Raw genomic sequence first — 23814 nt, forward strand, 5'->3', positions numbered from 1 at the left:
CAGTAGACGTGCGACCGAGGGAACCTCGGCAAACGCCCGCCGCGGGAAGCTTTACCCTTCCCGGTTGATCTTCAGGCCAAGTGAGGTGAACTGGTCGAAAACCCGGTGATAGCCGCGTTCGATGTGGTTGACGCCGCGGAGCGTGGAGGTGCCGTCGGCCACCGCGGCGGCCAGTACGGCCGAGAAGCCGGCCCGGATGTCGGGCAGCGTCACGTCGGCGCCGCGCAGCTTGGACACTCCGCGCACCACCGCCGAGTGCCGCGAGTTGGTGTCGTGGTAGCGGCACGCGGGCCCGCCCAGGCACACGTCGAACGTCTCGATCTCGCACCCCATCTTCTGCAGCGCGGGCACGTAGACCAGCCGGTTCTCGAACACCGTCTCGTGCAGCACCGACATGCCGTCGGCCTGGGTGAACAGCACCATCAGCGGCGTCTGCCAGTCGGTCATGAAGCCGGGGTGGGTGTCGGTCTGCACCGCCGCGGCGCGCAGGCCGTCGGGGGCGGAGGCGGTCAGCCACTCGTCGGTGATGTCGAACTGGGCGCCCATCCGGGCCAGCGTGGTGATCGCGGTGACCAGCCGGTCCTGCGGGCAGCCGTGCACCCGCACCTCGCCGCCGGTGATCAGCCCGGCCACCAGGTAGGAGAACGCCTCGATGCGGTCACCGGCCAGCCAGGTGGAGGCGCCGCGCAGGCTCTCCACCCCCTCGATGACGATGCGCCTGTCCGGGCTCAGCTCGATGCGGGCGCCCATCCGCTGCAGGAACAGCGCCAGCTCCACCACCTCGGGCTCGGTGGCCGCGCCCTTGATGACCGTCTTGCCCTCGGCGAGCACCGCCGACAGCAGGATGGTCTCGGTGGCGCCGACGCTCGGATAGGCCAGCTCGATGCGGGTGCCGCGCAGCCGGCCGGCCTTGGCGGTGATGCCCGTCTCGTCGACGATGACCTCGGCGCCCATCGCGCGCAGCGCCTCGACGTGGAAGTTGACCGGGCGGCGCCCGATCGGGTCGCCGCCGACCAGCGGCACGAACGCCTCACCTGCCAGGTGCAGCAGCGGGCCCAGCATCAGGATCGGGATGCGGTTGAGCCCGGTGAAGGCGGCCGGGACCCGCGGCCGGATCTCCGGCCCGCGCTCCAGGGTGATCTCCCGCCCGTTGACGGCGACCTCGATGCCGAGGGCGTCGAGCATCGCGGCGGTGATGCCCACCTCGCCGACCTCGGGTGCGTTGTGCAGGGTGCTCGGACCGCTGCCCAGCATGGCGGCGACCATGTGCTTGGACACCGCGTTCTTCGAGCCGCGCACCTCCACGTCACCGCGCAGCGGGCCGGAGGGTTCGATCAGCCATACCTCATCGCTCACGGGTGACAGCCTAACCGGGGCACCCCGGGCGGCCGGCGGCCTGGTGGCGCGCGGCGATACCCGGGCCGGCACCGGCGAGACTACGATGTTGCGGTCCGCCGCCGCCGGCGGCGGACCGGGCGGAGGCGAGGTGATCGGGTGCGGCGGCTGCGCGACTTCGCGCTGACGGTCGTGGTGCTGGCCGTGGCCGGGCTGGGCGCCGGCCTGGTGTGGTCGGCGGTGGCGCCGCGCACGCCCTACGTGGTCACCCGGTCCGGTCCGCGGCTGGCCGATCCCACCACCCAGACGCTCATCGCCGCGGACGGCTGGTTCGCCGTGATCACCGCGGCGGCCGGGCTGGCCTGCGGCGTCGTCTGCTACGTGCTGGCCCGCACCGGCCGCGGCAGCCCGGTCGCCCTGCTGCCGGGCCTGACGGCCGGCGGCCTGCTGGGCGGCTGGCTGGCGCTGGTCGTGGGGTCCTCGTTCGGCGGCCCGGCGGTGCAGGCGGCGGCGCCCGCCGCGGCCGGGGTCGGCTCCACCGTCGAGGTGCTGTCGATCACCGCCCGCGGCGTGCTGCTGAGCTGGCCGCTGGTCGCGGTCGTGATGTTCGGCGTGCTGGCGTCGGTCGAGGGGTACCGCGAGTCCCCGCTGCGCCGGCCGTACGCCGGGGAGCCCGGCCCGCCGGCCTGAGCGCCGGTCCGCCGCCTGAACGCGGGCCCGCCGGCCAGTGGCCGGGGGCCGCCCGGCCGCGCGCCGGGGCCGGGCGGCCCGCCGCTAGCGGATCTTGACCGGGCGGTAGGCCTTGAACTGGGTGCCGGCCGTCAGCCCGTGCCTGACGATCCGGTGGTCGGTGCCGTAGCCGGCCCGCTGCTGGTAGGCCCAGTACGAGGTGTGCCCGGCGTCGGCCCACTTGTCGAAGATGACCGCCGCCCGTGCCGTCTTCCCGCCGATCGCGTCGATCACCAGGTCGCCCTGGAGCAGCGCCGACATGGCGATCGGCCGCGAGTAGGCCGCCTTGACCAGGTCGGTGGTCACCGGTCCGGGCTTGGCCAGCCCGAGCGTCATCGACACGTAACCCGAGCCGTCCGTACGGTATCCGCTCTTGGTCTTGGCCTGGCTGTAAGGCACCCGCTGCGCGGTGGCGGGCTTCCAGGACAGGGCCCGGCTGATCACCGTGGCCCGGGTGACGGTCGCGGGCGGGTCGTCGCGCAGGTTGAGCGGCCGGTAGGGCTTGTACTCGCTGCCGGAGGACAGGCCGTAGCTCCGCACCCGGTGGTCGGTGCCGTACCCGCCGCGCTGCTCGTAGGCCCAGTAGGCGGTGCGCTTGGCGTCGGTCCACTTCTCGAAGATCACCACGTGCCGGGTGGTGTTGGTGCCGATGGCGTCGATGATCAGATCGCCCTTCTTCAGCTGGGCGAGCGTGATGCGCTTGCTGTAGGTCGCCGAGGCCAGCCCCACGGTGATCGGGCCGGGCTTGGGCAGCTTGAGCGTCATCGACACGAAACCCGAGCAGTCGGTGCGGTATCCGCCGTGCGTCTTGCTCTGGCTGTAGGGGATCCGGCTACTCGTGTGCGGGTGCCAGGTCTTCGCCCGGTCGATCATCTCCGATCGGGTGACCGTCGCCTGGGCCAGCGTGGTGACGGTGTCGAGCGTGGGGTCCTGCGACGGCTCCGGGTTCGGGGTGGTGTCCTCCGGGGCGGGGGTGCTGGTGGCGGCCGGCGTGGGCGTGGGCGCCGGGGTCGGCGCGGCGAGCGCGGCCGGCGCCCACACCAGGCCGGCGGTCGCTAAGAGCGCCGTGGCGGTGCCGGCGCGGCGGATACGGGCTGAAGGCATGATGCCCTCCCTGTTCGATCCGGTCGGTGGATGGATCACTGAACGGGGCACATGCTGGCAGGGAAGGCGGCTGACCGGCGTCGTCAAACATCAAGTAGGGACAAGGTCATTCATGGTGCAATTGTGACCAGCGATGTCCCGGAGCCGCCGGGACAATCGCGGGACAGAGCCGCCTTCCCGGATGGAGCCCGGATGAGCCGGAGCCGACGGTCACGCCCGTTACCCGAGGATCTGCCGGAGCCCGTGCGCGCCCTGCTGCACGAGCTGCGCGCCACGCGCGAGCGGGCCGGTCTCGACCTGCGGGCCCTGGAGCAGGCGACGCACGCCAGTCGCTCGTCGTGGGGGCGGTGGCTGGCCGGCGAGGCGTGGATCCCGTGGGACGCCGCCGAAGGGCTGGCCCGGGTGTGCGGCGCGGACGAGCGCCGGCTGCGCGCGCTGTGGGACCGGGCCGAGACGGCCCGGCACGCCGCGGCCGCGACATGGACCGACGCGGCCCCCTCCGGCCCGGCCGGCACGAGCGGGCCGGGCGGCGCCTCGCGCGGCGTTCCGGGAGATGCCTCGGACGGCGACCAGGACACGGATACGGACACGGACACCGACACCGACACCGACACGATCGCCGCGCCGTCCGCCGGGCCGCGGCCTGCCCCGGCGCCGGCCGCCCCGGGGACGCCGGGAGGGACGCCGGGCAGGCGGTGGGCCCGGCGGCCGCGCGGACGCTTCGCGGTCGGCCTGGCCATCGGGCTGGTCGCCGGGCTGCCCGCCGGGGCGGCCGCCGGCGTGGCCATCGGAAAGGCCACGTCCGGCCTGGCGGAGGCGCCCGGCGCCCGGAGCCAGGTGATCGCCCGGGCCCGCGCCTGGAGCCCGGGCACCGACCGCCGGGTGCCCTACAGCCAGACCAGGACGCACGACGGCTACCGCGCCGACGGTTCCGGTTACGTCTCGATGGCCCTCGGGCTGCCCCGGCCCGGCCCGAACACGATCGAGCTCACCGTGCGCGGCTACACGCGGCCGGTCGCGATGTCCGCGCTGCTGCCGGGCGACCTGGTGATCGACGCGGTCAGCGGCGGCACCGCCCGCGCCGCGGTGATCTTCGAGAGGTGGGCGGACGCGGCGCACACCTCCTACTGGGCCTACCAGCAGCGGGCCGGCTACGGCACCGACCACCGCGTCGTCCGGCACGGGCTGGAGCCGGGCAGCGAGTTCCGCGCCTACCGGCCGGTGGTGCTGCCGCCCTGAGGGCCGAGTGCGGGACGGACGGCGCCGTGCCCGGTGGCCCGCTCGAAGGCGTGCGCGGCGCGCAGCACGCCGAGGTCGTCCCACGGCCGCCCGACGATCTGCACCCCGACCGGGAGCCCTTCGGGGGTGAACCCGCACGGCACCGAGGCGGCCGGCGCGTGCAGCACCGAGATCCAGTACGCCGAGCGCATCCACGCCAGGTAGTCCGGCATCGGCCGGCCGGCCACCTCGGTGACGTACGGCTGCCCGACCGGGAACGGCGGCACCTGGCTGACCGGGGAGATCAGGATGTCGTGGTCGTCGAAGAAGTCGTTCATCCGGTGGAACAGCCCGCTGCGCAGCCGCTCGGCGCGGGCCAGGTCAGCGGCGGTGACCTCGCGTCCCCGGTCGACGTTCCAGGCGACGTTCGGGCCGAGCCGGTCGCGCGGCAGATCGCCGAAGACGGCGGCGTACCGCCAGGCGCGCAGCACCCGGAAGGCGTCGTCGGCGTCCGACAGGTCGAGGTCGACCTGCGTCACCTCGGCGCCGAGCCCGGCGAACACGGCGGGGGCGCGCGCGGTCACCGCGGCGGTGCGCGGGTCCACCGGCAGGCCGCCGAGATCGGGGCTCCACGCCACCCGCAGCCCGGTGAGGTCGGCCGGCAGCGGCGCGGCGAACGCCGAGCCGTCCTCGCGGATCGCGAACGGGGAGGTCGGCTCGAACCCGGCCAGGACGCTCATCAGCAGCGCGACGTCGCCGACCGTCCGGGCCATCGGCCCGGGCACCGCGAGGGTGAACCACGCGGCGGCGGGGTCGGGGTCCGGGATCCGCCCGGGCGTGGGCCGCAACCCCACCACGTTGCAGAAGGACGCCGGGTTGCGCAGCGAGCCGCCCATGTCGGAGCCGTCGGCGAGCGGCACCATGCCCGCGGCCAGCGCCGCCCCGGCCCCGCCGCTGCTGCCGCCGGCGCTCATCGCGGTGTCGTAGGGGTTGCGGGTGGCCCCGAAGACCTCGTTCACGGTGTGCGAGCCGGTGCCGAACTCGGGGGTGTTGGTCTTGCCGATGGTGATCGCGCCGGCCGCGCGGGCGCGCCGCACGACCGGCGCGTCGGTGCCGGGCACGTGGTCGGCGAACAGCGGGGAGCCGTAGGTCGTGCGGATGCCGGCGGTGTCGGTGAGGTCCTTGTAGGCGATGGGCAGGCCGTGCAGGGGGCCGGCCGGGCGGCCGCGCGCGAAGTCGCCGTCCAACTCGCGCGCCCGGGCCAGCGCCTGGTCGGCGGTCAGGGTCACGATCGCGTTGACCTGGCCGTTGACCTCGTCGATCCGCCGCAGGCAGGCCTCGGTCAGCTCGACCGCGGAGATCTGCCCGGTGCCGAGCAGCCGCCGCAGCTCGGTGGCGGGCAGGTGGTACGACTCGGTCACGCGCGCTCCTTCGCTCCCCGGCCGGCGGCCCCGGCCGGCGTCCCGCCAGTCTGGCCATCCGGCCGCCGCGCCGCGACGGCAAGGGTTGCCAAGCGCGGTCAGGCGCCCGTGCCGATGGACGCGGTGACGGCCCTGGTGAGCCGGACCAGCCCGGCCGGGGCGGTCTCGATCTGCAGCCCGCGCCGGCCGGCGGAGAAGAAGATCGTCTCGAACTCCAGGGCCGTGGAGTCGACCACGGTGGGCAGCGCGCGCCGCTGGCCGAGCGGGCTGATGCCGCCGACCACGTAGCCGGTGACCCGCTCCACCTTGGCGGCGTCGGCCAGCACCGCGCGCCGGCCGGCGCCGAGCGCCGCCGCCAGCGCCTTGAGGTCCAGCTTGCCGGCGACCGGCACCACCGCGACCGCCAGGCCGCCGTCGACCTCGGCGACCAGGGTCTTGAAGATCCGCTCGCGCGGCACGCCGAGCGCGTCGGCGGCCTCCTCGCCGTAGGCCTGGGCGGTGGGGTCGTGGTCGTAGGGGTGCAGGGTGTAGGGGACGTCCGCCTTGGCCAGTGCGACGGTGGCGGGCGTGCCCTGCGCGCCCTTGCTCTTCGCCTTGCTCACCGCGCCAGCTTAGCGCCGAACAAAAATCTACAACGTAAAGGTGGTGTCCGGATGCCGGACGAAGACCGGTCCGGGCCGCCACCCTCCGTAGACTGGACCGGTGATATCCCGTATCGACCTGCGCGGGTCACTCCCGGAGGACCTGCGCGACGTGCTGCCCCGCGCCGAGCTCGACGTCGAGGCCGCCCTGTCCAGGGTGCGGCCGCTGTGCGACGACGTGCGCCATAGGGGAGTGGCGGCCGTGCGGGAGCTGACCGCGCGGCTGGACGGCGTCGAGCTGGCCACCACCCGGGTCCCGGCCGCGGCGCTGGAGGCGGCGCTGGCCGGGCTCGACCCGGCGGTGCGCGCCGCGCTGGCGGAGTCGATCCGCCGCGCCCGGCTGGTCCACCGCGACCAGCGGCGCACCGACACCGTCACCCAGGTCGTGCCCGGCGGCACGGTCACCGAGCGGTGGGTGCCGGTCGACCGGGTGGGCCTGTACGTCCCGGGCGGGCGGGCCGTCTACCCCTCCAGCGTGGTGATGAACGTGGTGCCCGCGCAGGAGGCCGGCGTGCCGTCCCTGGCGGTGACCTCCCCGCCGCAGGCCGACCACGGCGGGCTGCCGCACCCCACGATCCTGGCCGCGTGCGCGATGCTCGGGGTGGAGGAGGTGTACGCCGTGGGCGGTGCCCAGGCGGTCGCCATGTTCGCCTACGGCACCGAGGAGTGCCCGCCCGCCACCATGGTGACCGGGCCGGGCAACGTCTACGTGGCCGCGGCCAAGCGGCTGCTCAAGGGGCGCATCGGCATCGACTCCGAGGCCGGCCCCACCGAGATCGCCGTGCTCGCCGACGACACCGCCGACCCGGCGCACGTGGCCGCCGACCTGATCAGCCAGGCCGAGCACGACGTCATCGCCGCCGCGGTGCTGGTCACGCCGAGCGAGGCGCTCGCCGAGGCCGTGGAGAAGGAACTGCCCGGGCAGGTGGCCGCGACCCGGCACGCGGGGCGCATCGCCGAGGCCCTGGCCGGCCGCCAGTCGGGCATCGTGCTGGTGTCCGACCTGGACGCGGGTCTGGCGGTGGTCGACGCCTACGCCGCCGAGCACCTGGAGATCCAGACCGCCGGGGCCCACGAGGTCGCCGCGCGGGTCCGCAACGCGGGCGCGATCTTCATCGGCCCGTACGCGCCCGTCTCGCTGGGCGACTACCTGGCCGGTTCCAACCACGTGCTGCCCACCGGCGGCTGCGCCTGCCACTCCTCGGGGCTTTCGGTGCAGGCCTTCCTGCGCGGCATCCACGTCGTCGACTACACTCGCGACGCGCTGGCCGAGGCCGCCCCGCACGTCTACGCGCTGTCGGAGGCCGAGGACCTCCCCGCGCACGGCGCCGCGGTGCGCGCCCGGTTCGAGGAGCGGTCGCGATGACCGCCCGGATCACCCTGGCCGACCTGCCGATCCGCGACGACCTGCGCGGCCGCACCCCGTACGGGGCGCCGCAGATCGACGTGCCGGTCCGGCTGAACACCAACGAGAACCCCTACCCGCCGTCGGCGGCGCTGGCCGCCGACCTGGCCGAGGCGGTGCGCGGTGCCGGCGGCACCCTCAACCGCTACCCCGACCGCGACGCCACGGCGCTGCGGGCGGAGCTGGCCGCCCACCTCAGGCACGGCCTGACCGCCGAGCGTGTCTGGGCGGCCAACGGGTCCAACGAGGTGCTCCAGCAGATCCTGCAGGCATTCGGCGGTCCGGGCCGCTCGGCGATGGGCTTCGAGCCGTCGTACTCCATGCACCCGATCATCACCACCGGCGCGGCCACCCGCTGGGTCGCCGGCGCCCGGGAGGACGACTTCGGCATCGATCCGGAGAAGGCCGTGGCGGCGATCGAGGAGCACCGGCCGGACATCGTGTTCCTGACCAGCCCGAACAACCCGACCGGTACCGCGCTGCCGCCGGAGGTGGTCCGGCGGCTGGTCGCCGCGGCGCCCGGCATGGTGGTGGTGGACGAGGCGTACTTCGAGTTCGCCCGGGCCGGCACGCCCAGCGCCCTGGAACTGCTGCCGGGCAACCCGCGGCTGATCGTCACCCGTACCATGTCCAAGGCGTTCGCGATGGCCGGCACCCGGCTGGGCTACCTGGCCGCCGACCCGGCGGTGATCGAGGCGCTGCTGCTGGTCCGGCTGCCGTACCACCTGTCGACGCTCACCCAGGCGGCGGCGCGGGTGGCGCTGGCGCACCGCGCCGAGCTGCTGGGGTACGTCGACCGGCTGCGTGCCGAACGCGACGCCTGCGTGGCCTGGCTGCGCGGGCGTGGTCTGGCGGTCGCCGACTCCGACGCCAACTTCGTGCTGTTCGGCCGGTTCCCCGACCGGCACGCGGTCTGGCAGGGGATGCTGGATCGCGGCGTGCTGGTCCGCGAGGTCGGCCCGCCGGAGTGGCTGCGCGTCTCGGTCGGCACGCCCGAGGAGATGGCGGCGTTCCGCGACGCGCTGTCCGGCGTGCTCGCCGGCCCCGATGTGACCCCCGCGTCCCTGGCGACCGCCGGGCGCGACCAGGAGGAGGAGACCCCGTGACCACTCCCGCGCGCCCGCGCACCGGCCGCGTCGAGCGGGCCACCAAGGAGACCTCGGTGCTGGTCGAGGTCGACCTGGACGGCACCGGGCAGATCGACATCGCCACCGGGGTCGGGTTCTTCGACCACATGCTGGCCCAGCTCGGCAAGCACGGCCTGTTCGACCTGCGGGTGAAGACCGACGGTGACCTGCACATCGACTCCCACCACACCATCGAGGACACCGCGCTGGCGCTCGGCGCCGCCTTCCGGGAGGCGCTGGGCGACAAGTCCGGCATCCGGCGGTTCGGCAGCGCGGCGTGCCCGCTGGACGAGTCGCTGGCCGAGGTCACCGTCGACCTGTCCGGCCGCCCCTACCTGGTGCACACCGAGCCCGAGGGCATGGCGCCGATGATCGGGCCCGACTACGACACCACGCTCACCCGGCACATCCTGGAGTCGTTCGTCGCCCAGGCGGCGGTCTGCCTGCATGTGCGGGTGCCCTACGGGCGCAACGCCCACCACATCGTGGAGGCGCAGTTCAAGGCGCTGGCCCGGGCGCTGCGCGCCGCCACCGAGCGCGACCCGCGCGCGGTCGGGGTGCCCAGCACCAAGGGGGTGCTGTGAGCTCCAACTGGACCGCGGTCGCGATGGTCTTCCTCGGCCTGTTCATGGCCGGCGGGGTCGTGTCCTTCCTCCGCCAGGGCATCAAGATCGGCGCCGTCGTGCTGGGCGTGGGCGCCGCGCTCGCCGTCACCGCGGGGGTGATGTGGTGGTGAAGAAGGTCGTGGTCCTGGACTACGGATCGGGCAACCTGCGCTCGGCCGAGCGGGCCCTGGCCCGCACCGGCGCCGAGGTGACGGTGACCGCCGACTTCGACGCGGCGCTGGAGGCCGACGGGCTGGTGGTACCGGGTGTCGGCGCGTTCTCGGCCTGCATGGCCGGGCTGCGCGCGGTGCGCGGCGAGCAGATCATCGGACGCCGGCTGGCGGGCGGCCGCCCGGTGCTCGGCATCTGCGTCGGCATGCAGATCCTCTTCGCCGAGGGGGTCGAGCACGGTGAGCGCACCGAGGGGTGCGGCGAGTGGCCGGGGGTGGTCGAGCGCCTGGAGGCGCCGGTGCTGCCGCACATGGGGTGGAACACCCTGCGGGCCCCCCGGGAGTCGGTGCTGTTCGCCGGGATGGACCCCGGCACCCGGTTCTACTTCGTGCACTCCTACGGCGTGCGCGACTTCACCCTGCGCACCGACGGCGGCCTGACCGCCCCGCTGGTCACCTGGGGCGAGCACGGCGTGCCGTTCGTCGCGGCGGTGGAGAACGGCCCGCTGATGGCGACCCAGTTCCACCCGGAGAAGTCCGGCGACGCCGGCGCGGCGCTGCTGTCCAACTGGGCCGGCACGCTGTGAGCCCGCGCGGTTCCCGGGCATCGGAATGAGCAAGGAACGGGCCCGCCGCCGCGCCGCGCGCGAGGCCGAGCAGGCCCGCCAGGCCGCGCTGCGGGCCGAGCGCGAGGCGCGGCGCGCCCGGTGGCGGGGCCGGCGCGCCCGGCTGGCCGCCCTGGTTCCCCGCCCGGTCCGGGTGGCCCGCCAGGGCGGGGTGCTCGCCCGGCGCCGGCGCGCGCAGAACGCCGTGATGGCCGTGCTCTTCGTACTGCTCCAGGCGCTGGCCTGGCTGCTGCTGCCGGGATGGGCGGCCCGCGCCGGCGTCCTGGTGTTGTCCCTGTTGCTGCTCCCGGTGCTGGTCACCGTGGTATTCGACCGGAGGTCGTGAACGATGTCGCTGGTGCTGTTGCCCGCCGTGGACGTGGCGGACGGCCAGGCGGTGCGCCTGGTCCAGGGGGAGGCCGGTACGGAGACCTCCTACGGCGACCCGCTGGCCGCCGCGCTGGCCTGGCAGTCGGCGGGCGCCGAGTGGATCCACCTGGTCGACCTGGACGCCGCGTTCGGCCGCGGCTCCAACCGCGAACTGCTGGCGTCGGTGGTCGGCGCGCTCGACGTGCAGGTCGAGCTGTCCGGCGGCATCCGCGACGACGCCTCGCTGGCGGCGGCCCTGGCCACCGGCTGCCGGCGGGTCAACATCGGCACCGCCGCCCTGGAGGACCCGGCCTGGTGTTCCAAGATCATCGCCGAGCACGGCGACCGGATCGCGGTGGGCCTGGACGTGCGCGGCACCACCCTGGCCGCCCGCGGGTGGACCAAGGAGGGCGGCGACCTGTGGGAGGTGCTGGACCGGCTGGAGGCGGACGGCTGCCCGAGGTACGTGGTCACCGACGTCACCAAGGACGGCACGCTGCGCGGGCCGAACCTCGACCTGCTGCGCCAGGTGTGCGCGCGCACCGACCGCCCGGTGATCGCCAGCGGCGGGGTGTCCTCGCTGGACGACCTGCGCGCGCTCGCCACGCTGGTTCCCGACGGGGTGGAGGGCGCCATCGTCGGCAAGGCGCTGTACGCCCAGGCGTTCACCCTTCCGGAGGCGCTGGCGGCGGTGCGGGCATGACCGTCGCGGTGCGGGTGATCCCCTGCCTGGACGTGGACGCCGGGCGGGTGGTCAAGGGGGTGAACTTCGAGAACCTGCGGGACGCGGGCGACCCGGTCGAGCTGGCCCGCCGCTACGACGCCGAGGGCGCCGACGAGCTGACGTTCCTGGACATCACCGCCTCCTCGGGCGACCGGGCCACCATGCTGGACGTGGTGCGCCGCACCGCGGAGGAGGTGTTCATCCCGCTGACCGTGGGCGGCGGGGTGCGTTCGGTCGCCGACGTGGACCGGCTGCTGCGGGCGGGCGCGGACAAGGTCTCGCTGAACACCGCGGCGATCGACCGGCCCGAGCTGCTGACCGAGGCGTCCCGCCGGTTCGGTGCCCAGTGCGTGGTGCTGTCGGTGGACGCGCGGCGGGTGGTGGACGGGCCGCCCACCCCGTCGGGGTTCGAGGTGACCACGCACGGCGGGCGGCGCGGCACCGGCATCGACGCGGTGGAGTGGGCGCGACGTGGCCAGGACCTGGGCGTGGGGGAGATCCTGCTCAACTCCATGGACGCCGACGGCACCCGCGACGGCTACGACCTCGCGATGCTCCGCGCGGTCCGGGCGGCGGTCACCGTGCCGGTGATCGCCAGCGGCGGGGCGGGGCGGCTGGAGGACTTCCCGCCGGCGGTGGCGGCGGGCGCGGACGCGGTGCTCGCGGCGAGCGTCTTCCACTTCGGGCAGCTGAAGATCGGCGAGGTGAAGGAGACGCTGCGGCTGGCGGGGCATCCGGTGCGCTGAGCCGGACGGCTCCGCCTGGATAAGCGCGACTTTAGGCTTTACCCGCGTTGTAACGTGGTAAACGCGTTCAGAATGTGAAATGTGATCCCAGCGCGTCCGATGATCCGCTACGGTCATGCGGGTTCCGCATCGTGTCGTTGAGATCGAGGATCTGCGCGTGACTACTCCACCCAGTGGCCCGCACCCGGGTTCCCCCTACTCCGGTGAGGGGCACCCGCCGGCCGGCTACCCGAGCCCCGGGCAGGGGCACGACCCCTACGGCCGCGCTTCCGGCGGGTCCGGCCAGGACACCTACCGGTACCCGGCCGGCCAGGACGGGTACGGCCAGGGTGGCGCGCGGCAGCACGCCGCCCAGGGGTACGGGTCCCAGGGATCCGGCCAGGGCTACGAGGCCCCGGGCTACGGTCAGGGGCACGGGGCCCAGGGGTACGACCAGGGCCACCAAGCCCAGGGCCATGGCCAGGGTCACGGCGGCCAGGGATACGGCGGGCAGGGATACGGCGGGCAGCAGTACGGCGCACCGTACGGCCCCGGCGCCGGCCAGGGCCATGGCCAGGGCGACCAGGCTTACGGCCAGGACGGGTACCCGGCCGCCGGCCGGCCGCAGGACGCCTACGCCGGCCCGGGCGGGTACGGCCAGGAGCCGGTGCACGCTGGTCAGCAGGGATACGCCGGCCAGCAGGGATACGCCGGGCAGCAGTACGGCGGGCCGCAGCAGGGCCAGTACCCGCCGGGCGCGTCGAGCGACCCCTACCAGCAGCAGGGTGCGGCGGGTCCGGCGCAGGACCCGTTCGCCCGGCAGCAGGACGCGGCGGGCCCGTGGCCGGCCGGCGACCAGACCGCCGCGGCGCCGAAGTCCAAGGGCAAGAGCAAGATCCTCGGAGCGCTCGGCGCGGTCGGCGTCTTCGTGGCGATCGCGGCGATCAAGTTCGGTGGCGTCTTCGCGGTCCGCGAGGGGGTGCACGCGGTCGGCGACCAGGTCACCGGCGCGCCGCGCATCGCCGCCGTGGGCGACTGCCTGGCCGGCCAGACCAAGGACACCCTGAAGGTGGTCGAGTGCGCCGACGCCACCGCGGAGTGGAAGGTGGCCCAGAAGGTCGACGGCAAGACCGAGGCCCAGTTCGACGCGGACAAGGAGCTCAGCATGTGCCGCAGCTCCAAGGTCACCTCGGCCTACTGGGAGGGCAGGCGTAACGGCGGTACCGGCTACGTCCTGTGCCTGGTGCCCACCAAGAAGGGCTGACCCCGGCGGGCGGCGCCGGTCCGCGGCCGGACGACGCCGCCTTCCGCCGGCCCGGCGGCTCAGGCGAACAGGTGCGAGAAGAACTGGGCGAGCCGCCCGGCGCCGGTGCTGATGCCGTCCATCATGCCGCGGACCGCGGACGCGGCCTCGGCGGGCCGGGAGAACAGGTAGAAGGCGGCGAAGGCGACGGCCAGGTAGAGCAGTATTTTCTGTGTCTTCATCGGACGCCTCCCTCGCGGTCCCGCTGCCGGTCACCGGGTAACGGGCCGGCCGGATCACCGGAATGAGCCCATCCCTCGACCGGCATGATGCTACCCGCGCTCACCCGCTATGTCCGGAAATATCGGGGATCTGGCGGCTGAGGGCGTGCGGCCGGCCACCGGGGCATGGCCATGGGGCTAGACGCGGCGCCGGAGCCGGCAGCCTCCGAACCCGGCCGGCAGCAGTGCGAGAGCCACGAACATCGACAGTTCCGTCCACTGGAACGCCGAGTACCGGCCACCCGGGTGGTGGACGTACGCGAAGTGCAGGTTCTTCGCGGCCAGACAGCGGTGATCCCCGGGGGGCCGGCGGACGGCGCGGGCCGGTGAGCGCGGCCGGCGTGCACCCCGGGCGGCTCGTCAGGCGGCCGGGGAGGCGGTGGGCGCCCGGCGTCGCCGGCGGCCGGAGTGCCGCGCCGGTCGTGCCCGGCGGCCCGGACTACAGGCCGAGGGAGGCGCCGCGCAGCCGCTCGACGGCGGCCGGGTCGCCCTCGAAGGAGACCTCCGCGTGGTCCTGGCGGCCGAAGACGAACAGCAGCAACTCGGCCGGCTCGCCGGTGACGATCACGTGCGGCTCGGCCCGCCGTCCGCCGATCTTGCGCCCGTCCGGGTGCCGCAGCACCACGCCGACCGGGGATCGGCGCAGCAGCAGCCGGGCACCGGCCGACAGCCGCCGCCAGAACAGCTCCTGCAGGTCGGCCGGCAGCTCCCGCGGCCGCCATCCCGGTTCGGCGCGCCGCACGTCCTCGTGGTGCACGAAGAACTCCAGGGTGTTGGCGGCGGCGTCCAGCCCCGGCAGCAGGCCGTAGGGGGAGAACCGCGGCGGCCCCTGCCGCACCTGGGCGACCAACTCGGCGAAGCCGCGCTCCTTGAGCCGGCGCTGCACCGCGGCGGTGTACCCGGCCAGCGGCTTGATCGCGATCCCGCCAGCGGCGTCCGGGCGGTGCTCGCGCAGCACCAGATGGGCGGCCAGGTCGGCGGTGTCCCACCCCTCGCACAGCGTCGGAGCGTCCGGACCGAGGCGGTCCAGCAGGTCACACAGGGCGGCGCGCTCGGCGCGGGCGTGATTCACCCTGATCAGCCTACAAGGCGCCCCCGGGCCGGCCAGGCGGGGCCGCACCGATGACCCGGGCATGGGCGGGAATAAACCCGTTGCGGCCGATGATAGGGATGAAGGCGGAAAGCCGCGTCCCACGTCCCCTGCCGGAGAGGATCCCCCGCGTGCCGAGCGAGCCCGATCAACGTCCGTCCGTCATGCGGCAGGGCCTCGGCGTCCTGGCCTACGCGATCAGGACCGAGCCGGGGGTCTTCACCGGAGCCGTGCTGGCCAGCGCGGTCTACGGCGTGATGACCGTCGGTTCGTCGTGGGCGCTGGGCTGGGCCACCGAGCACGCCGTGCTGCCGGCGTTCCGCACCGGGCGCGCCACGCAGGGCACCCTGGCGGTCGCGGCGCTGCTGATCGTGGGCGTCGCCCTGGTGAAGGCGCTCGGGGTGATCGGCCGGCGGGTGCTGGCCGGCATCATGCAGTACCGCATGCAGGCCCGCTCCCGCCGGGAGGTCTCCCGCCAGTACCTGCGGCTTCCGCTGGCCTGGCACCACCGGCATCCGACCGGCCAGCTGCTGTCCAACGCCAGCTCCGACGCCGAGGCCGCCTGGGCCCCGCTCGCCCCGCTGCCGATGGCCATCGGCGTGGTGGTCATGCTGGTGGTCGCGGCGGGGGCCATCCTGCTGGTCGACCCGGTGCTGGCCCTGGTCGGTTTCCTGGTCTTCCCGGCCATCGCCGCGCTCAACTTCGTCTACCAGCGCCGGCTGTCGCCCCGGATGATGCGGGCCCAGCAGTTGCGCGCCGAGGTGAGCGAGATCGCCCACGAGAGCTTCGACGGCGCGCTGGTCGTCAAGACCCTCGGCCGGGAGGACGCCGAGGCGGCGCGCTTCCAGACCCGGGCCGACGCGCTGCGCGACGCCAACATCACCGTGGGCCGCATCCGCGGGCTGTTCGACCCGCTGCTGGAGGCGCTGCCCACGCTCGGCGTCCTGGCGGTGCTGCTGGTCGGCTCGCTGCGCCTGGCGGGCGGTGACGTCACCCCCGGCGAGCTGATCCAGGTCGCCTACCTGTTCACGCTGCTGGCCTGGCCGATCCGCGCCCTCGGCTGGGTCCTCGCCGAGCTGCCGCGCAGCGCCGCCGGCTGGTCGCGGGTGCGGGCCGTGCTCACCGCCTCGGGGTCCATGGAGTACGGCACCGCCCGGCTCGCCGGGACCGGGCCCGCCACGCTGGAGGTCCGCGACCTGACCTACGCCCACGTCCCGGACACCCCCGTGCTGGCCGGGGTGACCTTCACCGTGCGTCCCGGACGCACCCTCGCGCTGGTCGGCCCGACCGGCGCCGGCAAGTCGACCCTCACCCAGCTGATGGTCCGGCTGATCGACCCCGACCGCGGGCAGGTGCTGCTGGACGGCACCGACCTGCGCGAGGCGGCACAGGGCGAGGTCAGCGCCGCCGCGTCGCTGGTGCCGCAGCAGACCTTCCTGTTCGACGACACCGTGCGCGGCAACCTCGCGCTGGGCACCCGCGACCCGGTGCCGGACGAGCGGATCTGGGCGGCGCTGCGCCTGGCGCAGGCGGAGGGGTTCGTCAGCGCCCTGCCCCGCGGGCTGGACACCCGGATCGGCGAGCGCGGCGCGACGCTGTCGGGCGGCCAGCGGCAACGGCTGGCGCTGGCCAGGGCGCTGGTGCGCACCCCCCGGATGCTCATCCTGGACGACGCCACCTCCAGCGTGGACGCCCAGGTCGAGAGCAGGATCCTGCGCGGGCTGCGCGAGGGGTCGCCGGAGTCGACGGTCGTCGTGGTCGCCTACCGGATGGCCACGATCGCGCTGGCCGACGAGGTGGTCTACCTGGAGCACGGGCGGGTGGTCGACCGCGGCACCCATGACGAGCTGCTCACTCGGTGCCGGGGCTACCGCGACCTGGTCACCGCCTACGAGCGCGAGGAGGCCGAGCGGGCGTCGCTCGACGCCGGTGAGGAAGTGGTGGCATGACATCGCTGCGCGTCGAGGAACGCTCGGCCATCGCGACGCTGCGCACCGGGCTGGCGCTGTCGCCGGAGTTCCGCGCCGGCCTGCCGGTGACGCTGCTGCTGGCGGCGCTCGCCACCGTGGGCAAGGTGATCGTCCCGATCGCGGTGCAGCAGGTCGTCGACCGCGGCCTGAAGGGTTCCGCGCCCGACCTGCCGTTCATCAGGACCGCGGTGCTGTGGTGCGCCGCCGCCGTGGTGCTGACCGCGGTGTGCGGTTACCTGATGAACGTCCGCCTCTACCGTTCCACCGAGTCCGGGCTGGCGACGCTACGCGGCAAGGGGTTCCGCCACGTCCACGACCTGTCGGTGCTCACCCAGAACACCGAACGGCGCGGCGCGCTGGTCTCCCGGGTCACCGGTGACGTCGACCAGATCAGCACGTTCATGCAGTGGGGCGGGCTGATGGTGATCGTCTCGGTGGGGCAGCTGCTGATCGCGGGCGTGCTGATGGCCGTCTACTCCTGGCAGCTCGCGCTGGTGGTGTGGGGCTGCTTCCTGCCGCTGGTCATCGTGCTGCCGCGTTTCCAGCGCTGGGTCGCCCGCGCCTACACCGACGTCCGCGAGCGCGCCGGCGACATGCTCGCCGCGATCAGCGAGTCGGTGGTCGGCAGCGCCGTCATCCGCGCCTACGGCTCGGAGGAGCGCACCGCGCGGCGCATCGACGCGGCCGTGCACGCCCACCAGCGGTCGCAGACCCGGGCCCAGAAGATCATCGCGTTCACCTTCCCCACCACCGAGCTGGTCGGCGCGGTGGCGATCGCCGGCGTGGTGCTGCTCGGGGTGCGGCTCGGCGTGGCCGGCGAGATCTCCGCCGGCCGGTTGATCGCGTTCCTGTTCCTGATCACCCTGTTCATCAGCCCGCTGCAGACGGCCACCGAGGTGCTCAACGACGCGCAGAACGCCGTCGCCGGCTGGCGGCGGGTGCTGGGCGTGCTCGACACGCCCGCCGACGTGGCCGATCCGGGACCGGCCGGTCAGGTGCTGCCGCGCGGGCCGATCACGGTCTCCTTCCGCGATGTCGGCTTCGCCTACCCCGGCGGGCCGCCGGTGCTGCACGGGGTGTCGGTGGACATCGCGCCGCGTACCCGGATCGCGGTGGTCGGCGAGACCGGGTCGGGTAAGACGACCTTCGCCAAGCTGCTCACCCGGCTGATGGACCCCACCGCGGGCCAGGTGCTGATCGACGGGGTGGACCTGCGCCAGGTGCGGTTCTCCTCGCTGCGCGAGCGTGTCGTCATGGTGCCGCAGGACGGCTTCCTGTTCGACGGGTCGCTCGCCGACAACATCCGCTACGGCCGCCCGGCGGCGAGCGACGAGGACATCGCGCTGGCGATGACCGAGCTCGGGCTGACCGACTGGCTGGACGGGCTGCCCGCCGGGTTGAACACCCCGGTCGGCCAGCGCGGGGAGTCGCTGTCGGCCGGGGAGCGCCAGCTCGTCGCGCTGGCCCGCGCCTATCTGGCCGACCCCGACCTGCTGCTGCTCGACGAGGCGACCTCCGCGGTCGACCCGGCCACCGAGGTGCGGCTGGCCCGCGCCCTGGACGGGGTGACCCGCGGCCGCACCGCCGTGTCCATCGCGCACCGGCTGTCCACCGCCGAGGCCGCCGACGAGGTGCTGGTGTTCGAGCACGGCCGCATCGTCCAGCGCGGCCCGCACGCCGAGCTGGTGGCGCGGGACGGCGTCTACGCCGACCTGTACGCGTCATGGACGTCCGCGGCCCGCACGTCCTGACCGGTGCCGTCCTGAGCCGGCCTTCTCCTAGGCCGGCTTCCGTCCGATCCGCTGCCGGCCGATCCGTCACGGCCTGATCCGTCACGGCCTGACGCGGCGCGGCCTGACGCGGCGCGGTCTGACGCGGCGGGGTCTGACGCGGCGCGGTCTGATCCGGCGCCGCCGGCCGACCGGCACCGCGCCTGGCCGGACCGCTCGGCGGCGCCGGTCAGCCGCCGGCGCGCCGCGGGGTGAGCGCCCGGCAGATCAGCGCGACCGCCGCCGGCATGTCCTCCACCGGGGCGATGCGCTCGGCCCAGGACCACCAGAACCACCAGCGGCCGCCGCCGCGGGCGGCGAAGACGACCTCCGAAAGCGTCGGTACCGCCGTGCTGATGACGATCAGCTGCGGCAGCCCGCCGGCGGTGTCCCCGAGGCGGACGTGCAGCCCGCGGGCGCGCAGCTGCTCGCCGAGATCCTGCAGATGCGCCGCGGCGACGGCCGGCACGGTCACCTGGCCGGTGGTGTCCGTGACCGGCTCCCGGCGCTCGGCGGCGGGGCGGCGGGGCGCGCTCACCCGGGCGTCCCGGCGCCGGGCCCGGGCAGGGGATGGGCGCGCAGTGCCGAATAGTGCTCGGCCAGCCGGCAGGCGGCGGTGGCGGGCGCCACGGCGAAGGTGCGCAGTGCCCTGCCCCGGACGCTGCGGCGCGGGCTGGTCCACCAGATGACCCGGCCGTCGACCCGGGCGAGCAGCCCTTGCCACAGCGCCACCGCGGCGTGGCCGTCGTCCAGGAAGTAGACGTAGGACGGGATGTTGCGGCGGGCGAGGTGGGCCTGCAGGTCGGCGGCGACCTGCCGGACGGTCGCCGCCGGCCGATGTCCGGTGAAGTGGGCGGCTTCGACATGGAGGGCGGGCACGGGAAGGCTCCTCACGGTGCGGCTGCCATGTTCGCGTGGCTCGTCGTCGGCTGCTCGTCATTGTCTGGACGACCGGTGGCCGCCCGGCGGGACGGGCCTCGCTGACCGTGCCGCCAGGCGTGCGTCGCCCGCGACACTAGGCCGAGCTGACGTGGCGGATCAATGAAGTTGCTTCATGTTCCTCGCTCCTGGCTCGGCACGGCCTCGATGAGCTCGCGCGCGGCCGGCCCGTACACGGCCGCCTCGGCGAGCCGGGTGAACGCCTTCTCGTACAGCGCGACGTCCGAGGGCGCCTTGATGCGGAACTGGCCGGGGACGGTGTCGACGCGCACCTGGTCGCCGTCGTAGATCCAGAAGTTCTCCGGAGGCATGATCGGCGGACGCGTCGCCGAGGGGATCACCCCGAGGCTGACCGCCGGGCTGCCGGTGGTGAGCTCGGCCAGCCGGACGAGCTGGACCGCCATGTCGCCGGCGTCGCAGACCGGCGTGCGCAGCGCCTGCTCGCCCAGCACGAACATGAACCGCCGCCCGCCGCCGCGCAGCACCTCCTGCTGGGCCAGCCGGGCGGCCACCGCCGCGTCGAGGTCGTCGGGGATGCCGCGGAAGTCGATGACCGCCCGCAGGTGCGCGCGGGCGTAGGCCTCGGTCTGCAGCAGGCCGGGCACCGCCGAGTGCTGGAACACCCGGAACTGCCGGGTGTCCCGGTAGAGCTGCTGGAACGACTCCTGCACGTGCCGCAGGCCGGTGCTCTCCAGCCGCCGCCACTCGGTGTACATGGAGTCGATGTTGCGCACCGCGGCGATGAGGTCCACCACGTACTCCTCGGCCTCGCAGATGCGGCACCATACCCGGATGTCGTTCTCGTTCGGCATCTGCGCGGCATGTTCGATCTTGGAGACCTTGGAGTAGTGCCATCCCGCCTGGGCCGCCAGGGTCCGGCCCGTCAGGCTCGCCTCGCTGCGGATCTCGCGCAGGCGGGCCGCGAGGATGCCTTTGGCTTCGGTGATGCGCGACGAGGGCATGGGGGGCACCTTCTCGGTTGCGGAACGTCGCCGACCCGCCGACGTTAGCGCGAAGGTTTCTCAGGATTCCGCATAGTTGCTCGATGTTGCTCGGGACGCGATCGGGAGATCGCCCGCGACATGCCCGGGAGGCGGCGCCGCCCGGGACGGCCGCCGCCCCGGCCGGCCGCGCCGGGGCGGCGGCCGTCCCGGCGCCCTGCTGCGGCAGAATTGCGGCATGCCTCTCGACCCGAAGATCGCCGACCGGCTCAAGCGCACGCCGGACGGGCTGGTGCCCGCGATCGTGCAGCAGTACGACACCGGTGAGGTGCTGATGCTGGCGTGGATGGACGACGAGGCGCTGCACCGCACGCTGACCACCGGCCGGGCCACGTACTGGTCGCGCAGCCGGCGGTCGTACTGGGTGAAGGGGGAGACCTCGGGGAACACCCAGCGGGTCCGGCACGCCGCCCTCGACTGTGACGGTGACACCATCCTGCTCAAGGTCGACCAGGTGGGCGGCGCCTGCCACACCGGTGACCGCACCTGCTTCGACGCCGCGCCGCTGGAGGTCGCCACGTGACCGTGGCCGGAGACCGCCGCCGGGCGCCCGGCGGGCGCGAGCGGCCGGCCTGCGCGGTCGCCGCGGCGGCGGGTGCGGGCCTGGTGCTGGTCGCCGCCGGGCGCACCTGGGCCACCGTGCGCCTGTCCGGCGGGCTCGGCGGGCCGGCCCGCCCGGTCGCGGTCGGCGGGGGAGAGCTGGCGCCCGCCCTGGTGCCGCTGGCGCTGGCCGCGCTGGCCGCCATGGTGGCGGTGTTCGCCGCCCGCGGCGCGCTGCGGCGGGGCATCGGTGCGGTGATCTGCCTGCTGGGTCCGGCGATCGCGGTGGCGGCGCTGCGCGGCGCCACCGCCGGCCGGGCGGCCGAGGCGGCGGCCGAGCACAGCACGCTGTCGGCCGCCGCGCGGGCCGCCTCGGTCTCGGTCGTCTGGGCCTGGCCGGCGGCGACCCTGGCCGGTGCCGCCGCTCTGCTGGCCGCCGGCCTGCTGGCGGCCGTCCGCGGCGGGCGCTGGCCCGGCATGTCCGGCAGGTACGAACGCGCGGCGGCCGCCGCGCCGCGGAGCGCGCGGCCGGCCGGCGCCAGGTCCCTGTGGGACGCCCTCGACCGCGGCGACGACCCGACGGCCGGCCCGGGCGACCGGAACAGGTGACAACTTGCCGACAAACCATGACATCAGGCATGCGGGCCACCGCGCGTCGCTATGCTGGCGCGGCGCGGAACGCGCGTGAGGCAGGCGGAGGCGCCGGTCCGTCGCGCGCGTGACCGGGGGCGGCGGGGGCCGCACCCGCACGGGGGCCAGGCATCACCCTGCCCGCGTCTTCAGGTGCGCATCACCGGCCGGGTGGCCGGGACCCGCCGGCCGGCGCCGGCGGGCGGGCAGGACGTCGAAGGAGCCATCGGATGAGTTACGGGAACCAGCCGGGCGACCCGCAGGACCACGGGTACGGCCAGGGCGGCCAGGGCCAGGGCGGCGGGTACGGCCAGGGGGGTCAGGGCCAGCAGCCCTACGGCCAGCAGCAGCCGTACGGCCAGCAGCCCTACGGGCAGCAGGGCGGCTACCAGGACGGCGGATACGGCTACGGCGGGCAGCCCTACGGCGGGCCGCCGCCGGCCGCCCCCGACAACCAGCTGGTGCCGGCGATCCTCACCACCCTGTTCTGCTGCCTGCCGTTCGGCATCGTCTCCATCGTCAAGTCCTCGCAGGTCAACTCCCGCTGGGCGGTCGGCGACTACCAGGGCGCCGCCTACGCCGCCGAGGAGGCCAAGACCTGGTGGAAGCGCGCCATCATCTGGGGCATCGTCTCCTACGTGGCGGGCGTGCTGCTGTACGTCCTGCTGCTGGCGGCGCTCTTCAGCACCTCGAACGTGTCCTCCTACGGGTCATGACCGCCGGCGCGGGGCGTCCCGGCCCGCCCGGCACGTCCCGCCGCCCGCGTGCCCTGCTCGTCCCGGCGGGCGTGGCGGCGCTGGCCGCGGGGGTGTTCGCCTACGTCGGCACGGTGGACCCGAACGCGCCCGGGCACTACCCGCCGTGCCCCTTCCTGTTCATCACCGGGTGGTATTGCCCGGGATGCGGCACGCTGCGCACGATGCACGCCCTGGCGCACGGCGACCTCGCCGGCGCCCTCGGGCTGAACCCTCTCGCGGTGGCCACCATTCCGTTCCTGCTGTTCTGGTGGGGCCGCTGGGCCGTGCGCTCCTGGCAGGGGCGGCCGGTGCGCACCACGCTGGCGCATCCGGCGTACGTCTGGGGGTTCCTCGTCCTGGTGATCGTCTACTGGGTCGTGCGTAATCTCCCGTTCGGTCGTTTTCTCGCACCCTGACGCCCGGCGAGCCGCCACCCGGTGGCGAGGCGACGGCGTCAAGACCGATACCATCGGCAGGGCATGGCCAGGCGGCGCGCTCCGGCGCCGGCCGCCCGCCCGGTGGCGAGGCGTTCCGGCCCGCCGGGCACCGTCGACCGGAGGCACTGATCGGGTGAGCGAGCCAAGCGAGGAGACCAAGTGAGCGTGCTCGACGAGATCCTGGAGGGCGTTCGCGCCGACCTCGCCGACCGGCAGCGCGCGGTGCCGCTGGCCGAGCTCAAGGACCGCGCCCAGCGCGCGCCCGCCGGGCGGGACGCCTTCGCGGCCCTCGGCGGCGACAAGGTGTCGGTCATCGCCGAGGTCAAGCGCTCCAGCCCGTCCAAGGGCGCGCTGGCCGCCATCGCCGACCCCGCGGCGCTGGCCGCCGACTACGAGGCGGGCGGCGCGCACGTCATCAGCGTGCTGACCGAGCGCCGGCGCTTCGGCGGCAGCCTGGAGGACCTGGCGGCGGTCCGCGCCGCGGTGGACATCCCGATCCTGCGCAAGGACTTCGTGGTCACCTCCTACCAGCTGTGGGAGGCGCGGGCGTACGGCGCCGACCTGGCGCTGCTCATCGTGGCGGCCCTGGAGCAGAACGCGCTGGTCTCGCTGATCGAGCGGGCCGAGTCGATCGGCCTGGCGCCGCTCGTCGAGGTGCATACTGAAGAGGAGCTCGGCCGGGCGCTGGACGCCGGTGCCAAGATCATCGGAGTGAACGCGCGGAACCTCAAGACCCTGGAGGTCGACCGCGACGTCTTCTCCCGCCTCGCGCCGAAGATCCCCGACGGGGTGATCAAGATCGCCGAGTCCGGGGTGCGCGGCCCGCACGACCTGCTGGCCTACGCCCGGGCGGGGGCCGACGCCGTGCTCGTCGGCGAGAGCCTGGTCACCGGCAAGGACCCCAGGGCCGCGGTGGTCGATCTCGTCACCGCGGGCGCCCACCCCGCATCGCGACTGGACAACGGACCCGAGAGGCAGCAGTGACGACCGCAGAAGGCA

General features: G+C 74.6%; 27 protein-coding genes. 18 read left to right on the plus strand and 9 right to left on the minus strand.

Going from position 1 to position 23814, the window contains the following annotated elements; genetic code table 11:
- Positions 1-51: 51 nt before the first annotated feature.
- On the minus strand, positions 52-1356 hold the full coding sequence (gene murA, locus Sru01_RS09325) for a UDP-N-acetylglucosamine 1-carboxyvinyltransferase (RefSeq protein WP_203983504.1): 1305 nt from the start codon (positions 1354-1356) through the stop codon (positions 52-54).
- A gap of 138 nt (positions 1357-1494) precedes the next feature.
- Here murA and Sru01_RS09330 point away from each other — a divergent pair, with 138 nt between their 5' ends.
- Positions 1495-2025 (plus strand): hypothetical protein, encoded by a 531-nt coding sequence (locus tag Sru01_RS09330; RefSeq protein ID WP_203983505.1) that lies wholly within the window; start codon positions 1495-1497, stop codon positions 2023-2025.
- Between the two features lie 84 nt (positions 2026-2109).
- On the opposite strand, the gene Sru01_RS09335 is transcribed toward Sru01_RS09330, so the two are convergent.
- On the minus strand, positions 2110-3168 hold the full coding sequence (locus tag Sru01_RS09335) for an NlpC/P60 family protein (protein ID WP_203983507.1): 1059 nt from the start codon (positions 3166-3168) through the stop codon (positions 2110-2112).
- Between the two features lie 243 nt (positions 3169-3411).
- Here Sru01_RS09335 and Sru01_RS09340 point away from each other — a divergent pair, with 243 nt between their 5' ends.
- The gene (locus Sru01_RS09340) at positions 3412-4407 is read left to right on the plus strand and encodes a helix-turn-helix domain-containing protein (RefSeq protein ID WP_203983508.1); all 996 of its coding nucleotides are present in this window, start codon (positions 3412-3414) and stop codon (positions 4405-4407) included.
- Here Sru01_RS09340 and Sru01_RS09345 read toward each other — a convergent pair.
- On the minus strand, positions 4380-5807 hold the full coding sequence (locus Sru01_RS09345) for an amidase (protein WP_203983509.1): 1428 nt from the start codon (positions 5805-5807) through the stop codon (positions 4380-4382). The two genes, Sru01_RS09340 and Sru01_RS09345, sit on opposite strands and share 28 nt — an antisense overlap.
- Positions 5808-5905: 98 nt before the next feature.
- The gene (gene ybaK / locus Sru01_RS09350; RefSeq protein WP_203983510.1) at positions 5906-6409 is read right to left on the minus strand and encodes a Cys-tRNA(Pro) deacylase; all 504 of its coding nucleotides are present in this window, start codon (positions 6407-6409) and stop codon (positions 5906-5908) included.
- A 100-nt stretch (positions 6410-6509) separates the two neighbouring features.
- On the opposite strand from ybaK, the gene hisD reads away from it, so the two are divergent.
- The 9 genes from hisD to Sru01_RS09395 all read left to right on the plus strand — a co-directional run bounded on the left by hisD (position 6510) and on the right by Sru01_RS09395 (position 13442).
- On the plus strand, positions 6510-7814 hold the full coding sequence (gene hisD / locus Sru01_RS09355) for a histidinol dehydrogenase (RefSeq protein WP_203983511.1): 1305 nt from the start codon (positions 6510-6512) through the stop codon (positions 7812-7814).
- Positions 7811-8959, plus strand: coding sequence for a histidinol-phosphate transaminase (locus Sru01_RS09360; protein ID WP_203983512.1), 1149 nt, complete (start codon positions 7811-7813; stop codon positions 8957-8959). Before hisD ends, Sru01_RS09360 begins: the two co-directional genes overlap by 4 nt.
- On the plus strand, positions 8956-9564 hold the full coding sequence (hisB, locus tag Sru01_RS09365; protein WP_203983514.1) for an imidazoleglycerol-phosphate dehydratase HisB: 609 nt from the start codon (positions 8956-8958) through the stop codon (positions 9562-9564). The genes Sru01_RS09360 and hisB overlap by 4 nt, the downstream gene beginning before the upstream one ends.
- Positions 9561-9716, plus strand: a complete 156-nt coding sequence (locus tag Sru01_RS09370) for a CG2302 family histidine operon protein (RefSeq protein WP_203983516.1) — start codon at positions 9561-9563, stop codon at positions 9714-9716. The genes hisB and Sru01_RS09370 overlap by 4 nt, the downstream gene beginning before the upstream one ends.
- Entirely contained in the window at positions 9710-10342 is a 633-nt protein-coding gene (hisH, locus tag Sru01_RS09375; RefSeq protein ID WP_203983518.1) for an imidazole glycerol phosphate synthase subunit HisH, read from the plus strand. Before Sru01_RS09370 ends, hisH begins: the two co-directional genes overlap by 7 nt.
- 25 nt (positions 10343-10367) lie before the next feature.
- A complete protein-coding gene (locus Sru01_RS09380; RefSeq protein ID WP_203983520.1) occupies positions 10368-10706 on the plus strand; it encodes a hypothetical protein in 339 nt (112 codons plus the stop codon).
- 3 nt (positions 10707-10709) lie between these two features.
- Complete coding sequence (gene priA / locus Sru01_RS09385; RefSeq protein WP_203983522.1) at positions 10710-11432, plus strand: bifunctional 1-(5-phosphoribosyl)-5-((5-phosphoribosylamino)methylideneamino)imidazole-4-carboxamide isomerase/phosphoribosylanthranilate isomerase PriA; 723 nt, start codon at positions 10710-10712, stop codon at positions 11430-11432.
- Positions 11429-12199: an imidazole glycerol phosphate synthase subunit HisF gene (gene hisF, locus Sru01_RS09390; protein ID WP_203983524.1), complete on the plus strand. Its 771-nt coding sequence runs from the start codon at positions 11429-11431 to the stop codon at positions 12197-12199. The genes priA and hisF overlap by 4 nt, the downstream gene beginning before the upstream one ends.
- Before the next feature lie 157 nt (positions 12200-12356).
- On the plus strand, positions 12357-13442 hold the full coding sequence (locus Sru01_RS09395) for an LppU/SCO3897 family protein (RefSeq protein ID WP_203983525.1): 1086 nt from the start codon (positions 12357-12359) through the stop codon (positions 13440-13442).
- A 59-nt stretch (positions 13443-13501) separates the two neighbouring features.
- Here Sru01_RS09395 and Sru01_RS09400 read toward each other — a convergent pair whose 3' ends face one another.
- Positions 13502-13663 carry a hypothetical protein gene (locus Sru01_RS09400; RefSeq protein ID WP_203983526.1) on the minus strand — a complete coding sequence of 54 codons (162 nt, stop codon included), beginning with the start codon at positions 13661-13663 and terminating at the stop codon, positions 13502-13504.
- A gap of 478 nt (positions 13664-14141) precedes the next feature.
- Complete coding sequence (locus Sru01_RS09405; protein ID WP_203983527.1) at positions 14142-14774, minus strand: TIGR03085 family metal-binding protein; 633 nt, start codon at positions 14772-14774, stop codon at positions 14142-14144.
- A gap of 182 nt (positions 14775-14956) precedes the next feature.
- On the opposite strand from Sru01_RS09405, the gene Sru01_RS09410 reads away from it, so the two are divergent.
- Both Sru01_RS09410 and Sru01_RS09415 read left to right on the plus strand, forming a co-directional pair.
- On the plus strand, positions 14957-16741 hold the full coding sequence (locus Sru01_RS09410) for an ABC transporter ATP-binding protein (RefSeq protein WP_239137201.1): 1785 nt from the start codon (positions 14957-14959) through the stop codon (positions 16739-16741).
- Positions 16738-18513, plus strand: a complete 1776-nt coding sequence (locus Sru01_RS09415) for an ABC transporter ATP-binding protein (RefSeq protein WP_203983529.1) — start codon at positions 16738-16740, stop codon at positions 18511-18513. Before Sru01_RS09410 ends, Sru01_RS09415 begins: the two co-directional genes overlap by 4 nt.
- A 208-nt stretch (positions 18514-18721) precedes the next feature.
- Here the strand turns inward: Sru01_RS09415 and Sru01_RS09420 are convergent, their stop codons facing one another.
- The 3 genes from Sru01_RS09420 to Sru01_RS09430 all read right to left on the minus strand — a co-directional run bounded on the left by Sru01_RS09420 (position 18722) and on the right by Sru01_RS09430 (position 20432).
- Positions 18722-19069 (minus strand): hypothetical protein, encoded by a 348-nt coding sequence (locus tag Sru01_RS09420; protein WP_203983530.1) that lies wholly within the window; start codon positions 19067-19069, stop codon positions 18722-18724.
- Entirely contained in the window at positions 19066-19410 is a 345-nt protein-coding gene (locus Sru01_RS09425; RefSeq protein ID WP_203983531.1) for a hypothetical protein, read from the minus strand. The genes Sru01_RS09420 and Sru01_RS09425 overlap by 4 nt, the downstream gene beginning before the upstream one ends.
- Before the next feature lie 173 nt (positions 19411-19583).
- Positions 19584-20432 (minus strand): helix-turn-helix domain-containing protein, encoded by an 849-nt coding sequence (locus Sru01_RS09430; RefSeq protein WP_203983533.1) that lies wholly within the window; start codon positions 20430-20432, stop codon positions 19584-19586.
- 217 nt (positions 20433-20649) lie between these two features.
- Here Sru01_RS09430 and hisI point away from each other — a divergent pair, with 217 nt between their 5' ends.
- The 5 genes from hisI (at position 20650) to trpC (ending at position 23799) form a co-directional block, all read left to right on the plus strand.
- Entirely contained in the window at positions 20650-20994 is a 345-nt protein-coding gene (hisI, locus tag Sru01_RS09435) for a phosphoribosyl-AMP cyclohydrolase (protein WP_203983535.1), read from the plus strand.
- On the plus strand, positions 20991-21620 hold the full coding sequence (locus tag Sru01_RS09440; protein WP_203983537.1) for a Trp biosynthesis-associated membrane protein: 630 nt from the start codon (positions 20991-20993) through the stop codon (positions 21618-21620). Before hisI ends, Sru01_RS09440 begins: the two co-directional genes overlap by 4 nt.
- A 251-nt stretch (positions 21621-21871) precedes the next feature.
- Positions 21872-22357 carry a CD225/dispanin family protein gene (locus Sru01_RS09445; RefSeq protein ID WP_203983539.1) on the plus strand — a complete coding sequence of 162 codons (486 nt, stop codon included), beginning with the start codon at positions 21872-21874 and terminating at the stop codon, positions 22355-22357.
- A complete protein-coding gene (locus tag Sru01_RS09450) occupies positions 22354-22794 on the plus strand; it encodes a DUF2752 domain-containing protein (protein WP_203983541.1) in 441 nt (146 codons plus the stop codon). The genes Sru01_RS09445 and Sru01_RS09450 overlap by 4 nt, the downstream gene beginning before the upstream one ends.
- 180 nt (positions 22795-22974) lie before the next feature.
- Positions 22975-23799 carry an indole-3-glycerol phosphate synthase TrpC gene (gene trpC / locus Sru01_RS09455; protein ID WP_203983542.1) on the plus strand — a complete coding sequence of 275 codons (825 nt, stop codon included), beginning with the start codon at positions 22975-22977 and terminating at the stop codon, positions 23797-23799.
- Positions 23800-23814 lie beyond the last annotated feature (15 nt).

The organism is Sphaerisporangium rufum, from assembly GCF_016863395.1.
Lineage (GTDB): Bacteria > Actinomycetota > Actinomycetes > Streptosporangiales > Streptosporangiaceae > Sphaerisporangium > Sphaerisporangium rufum.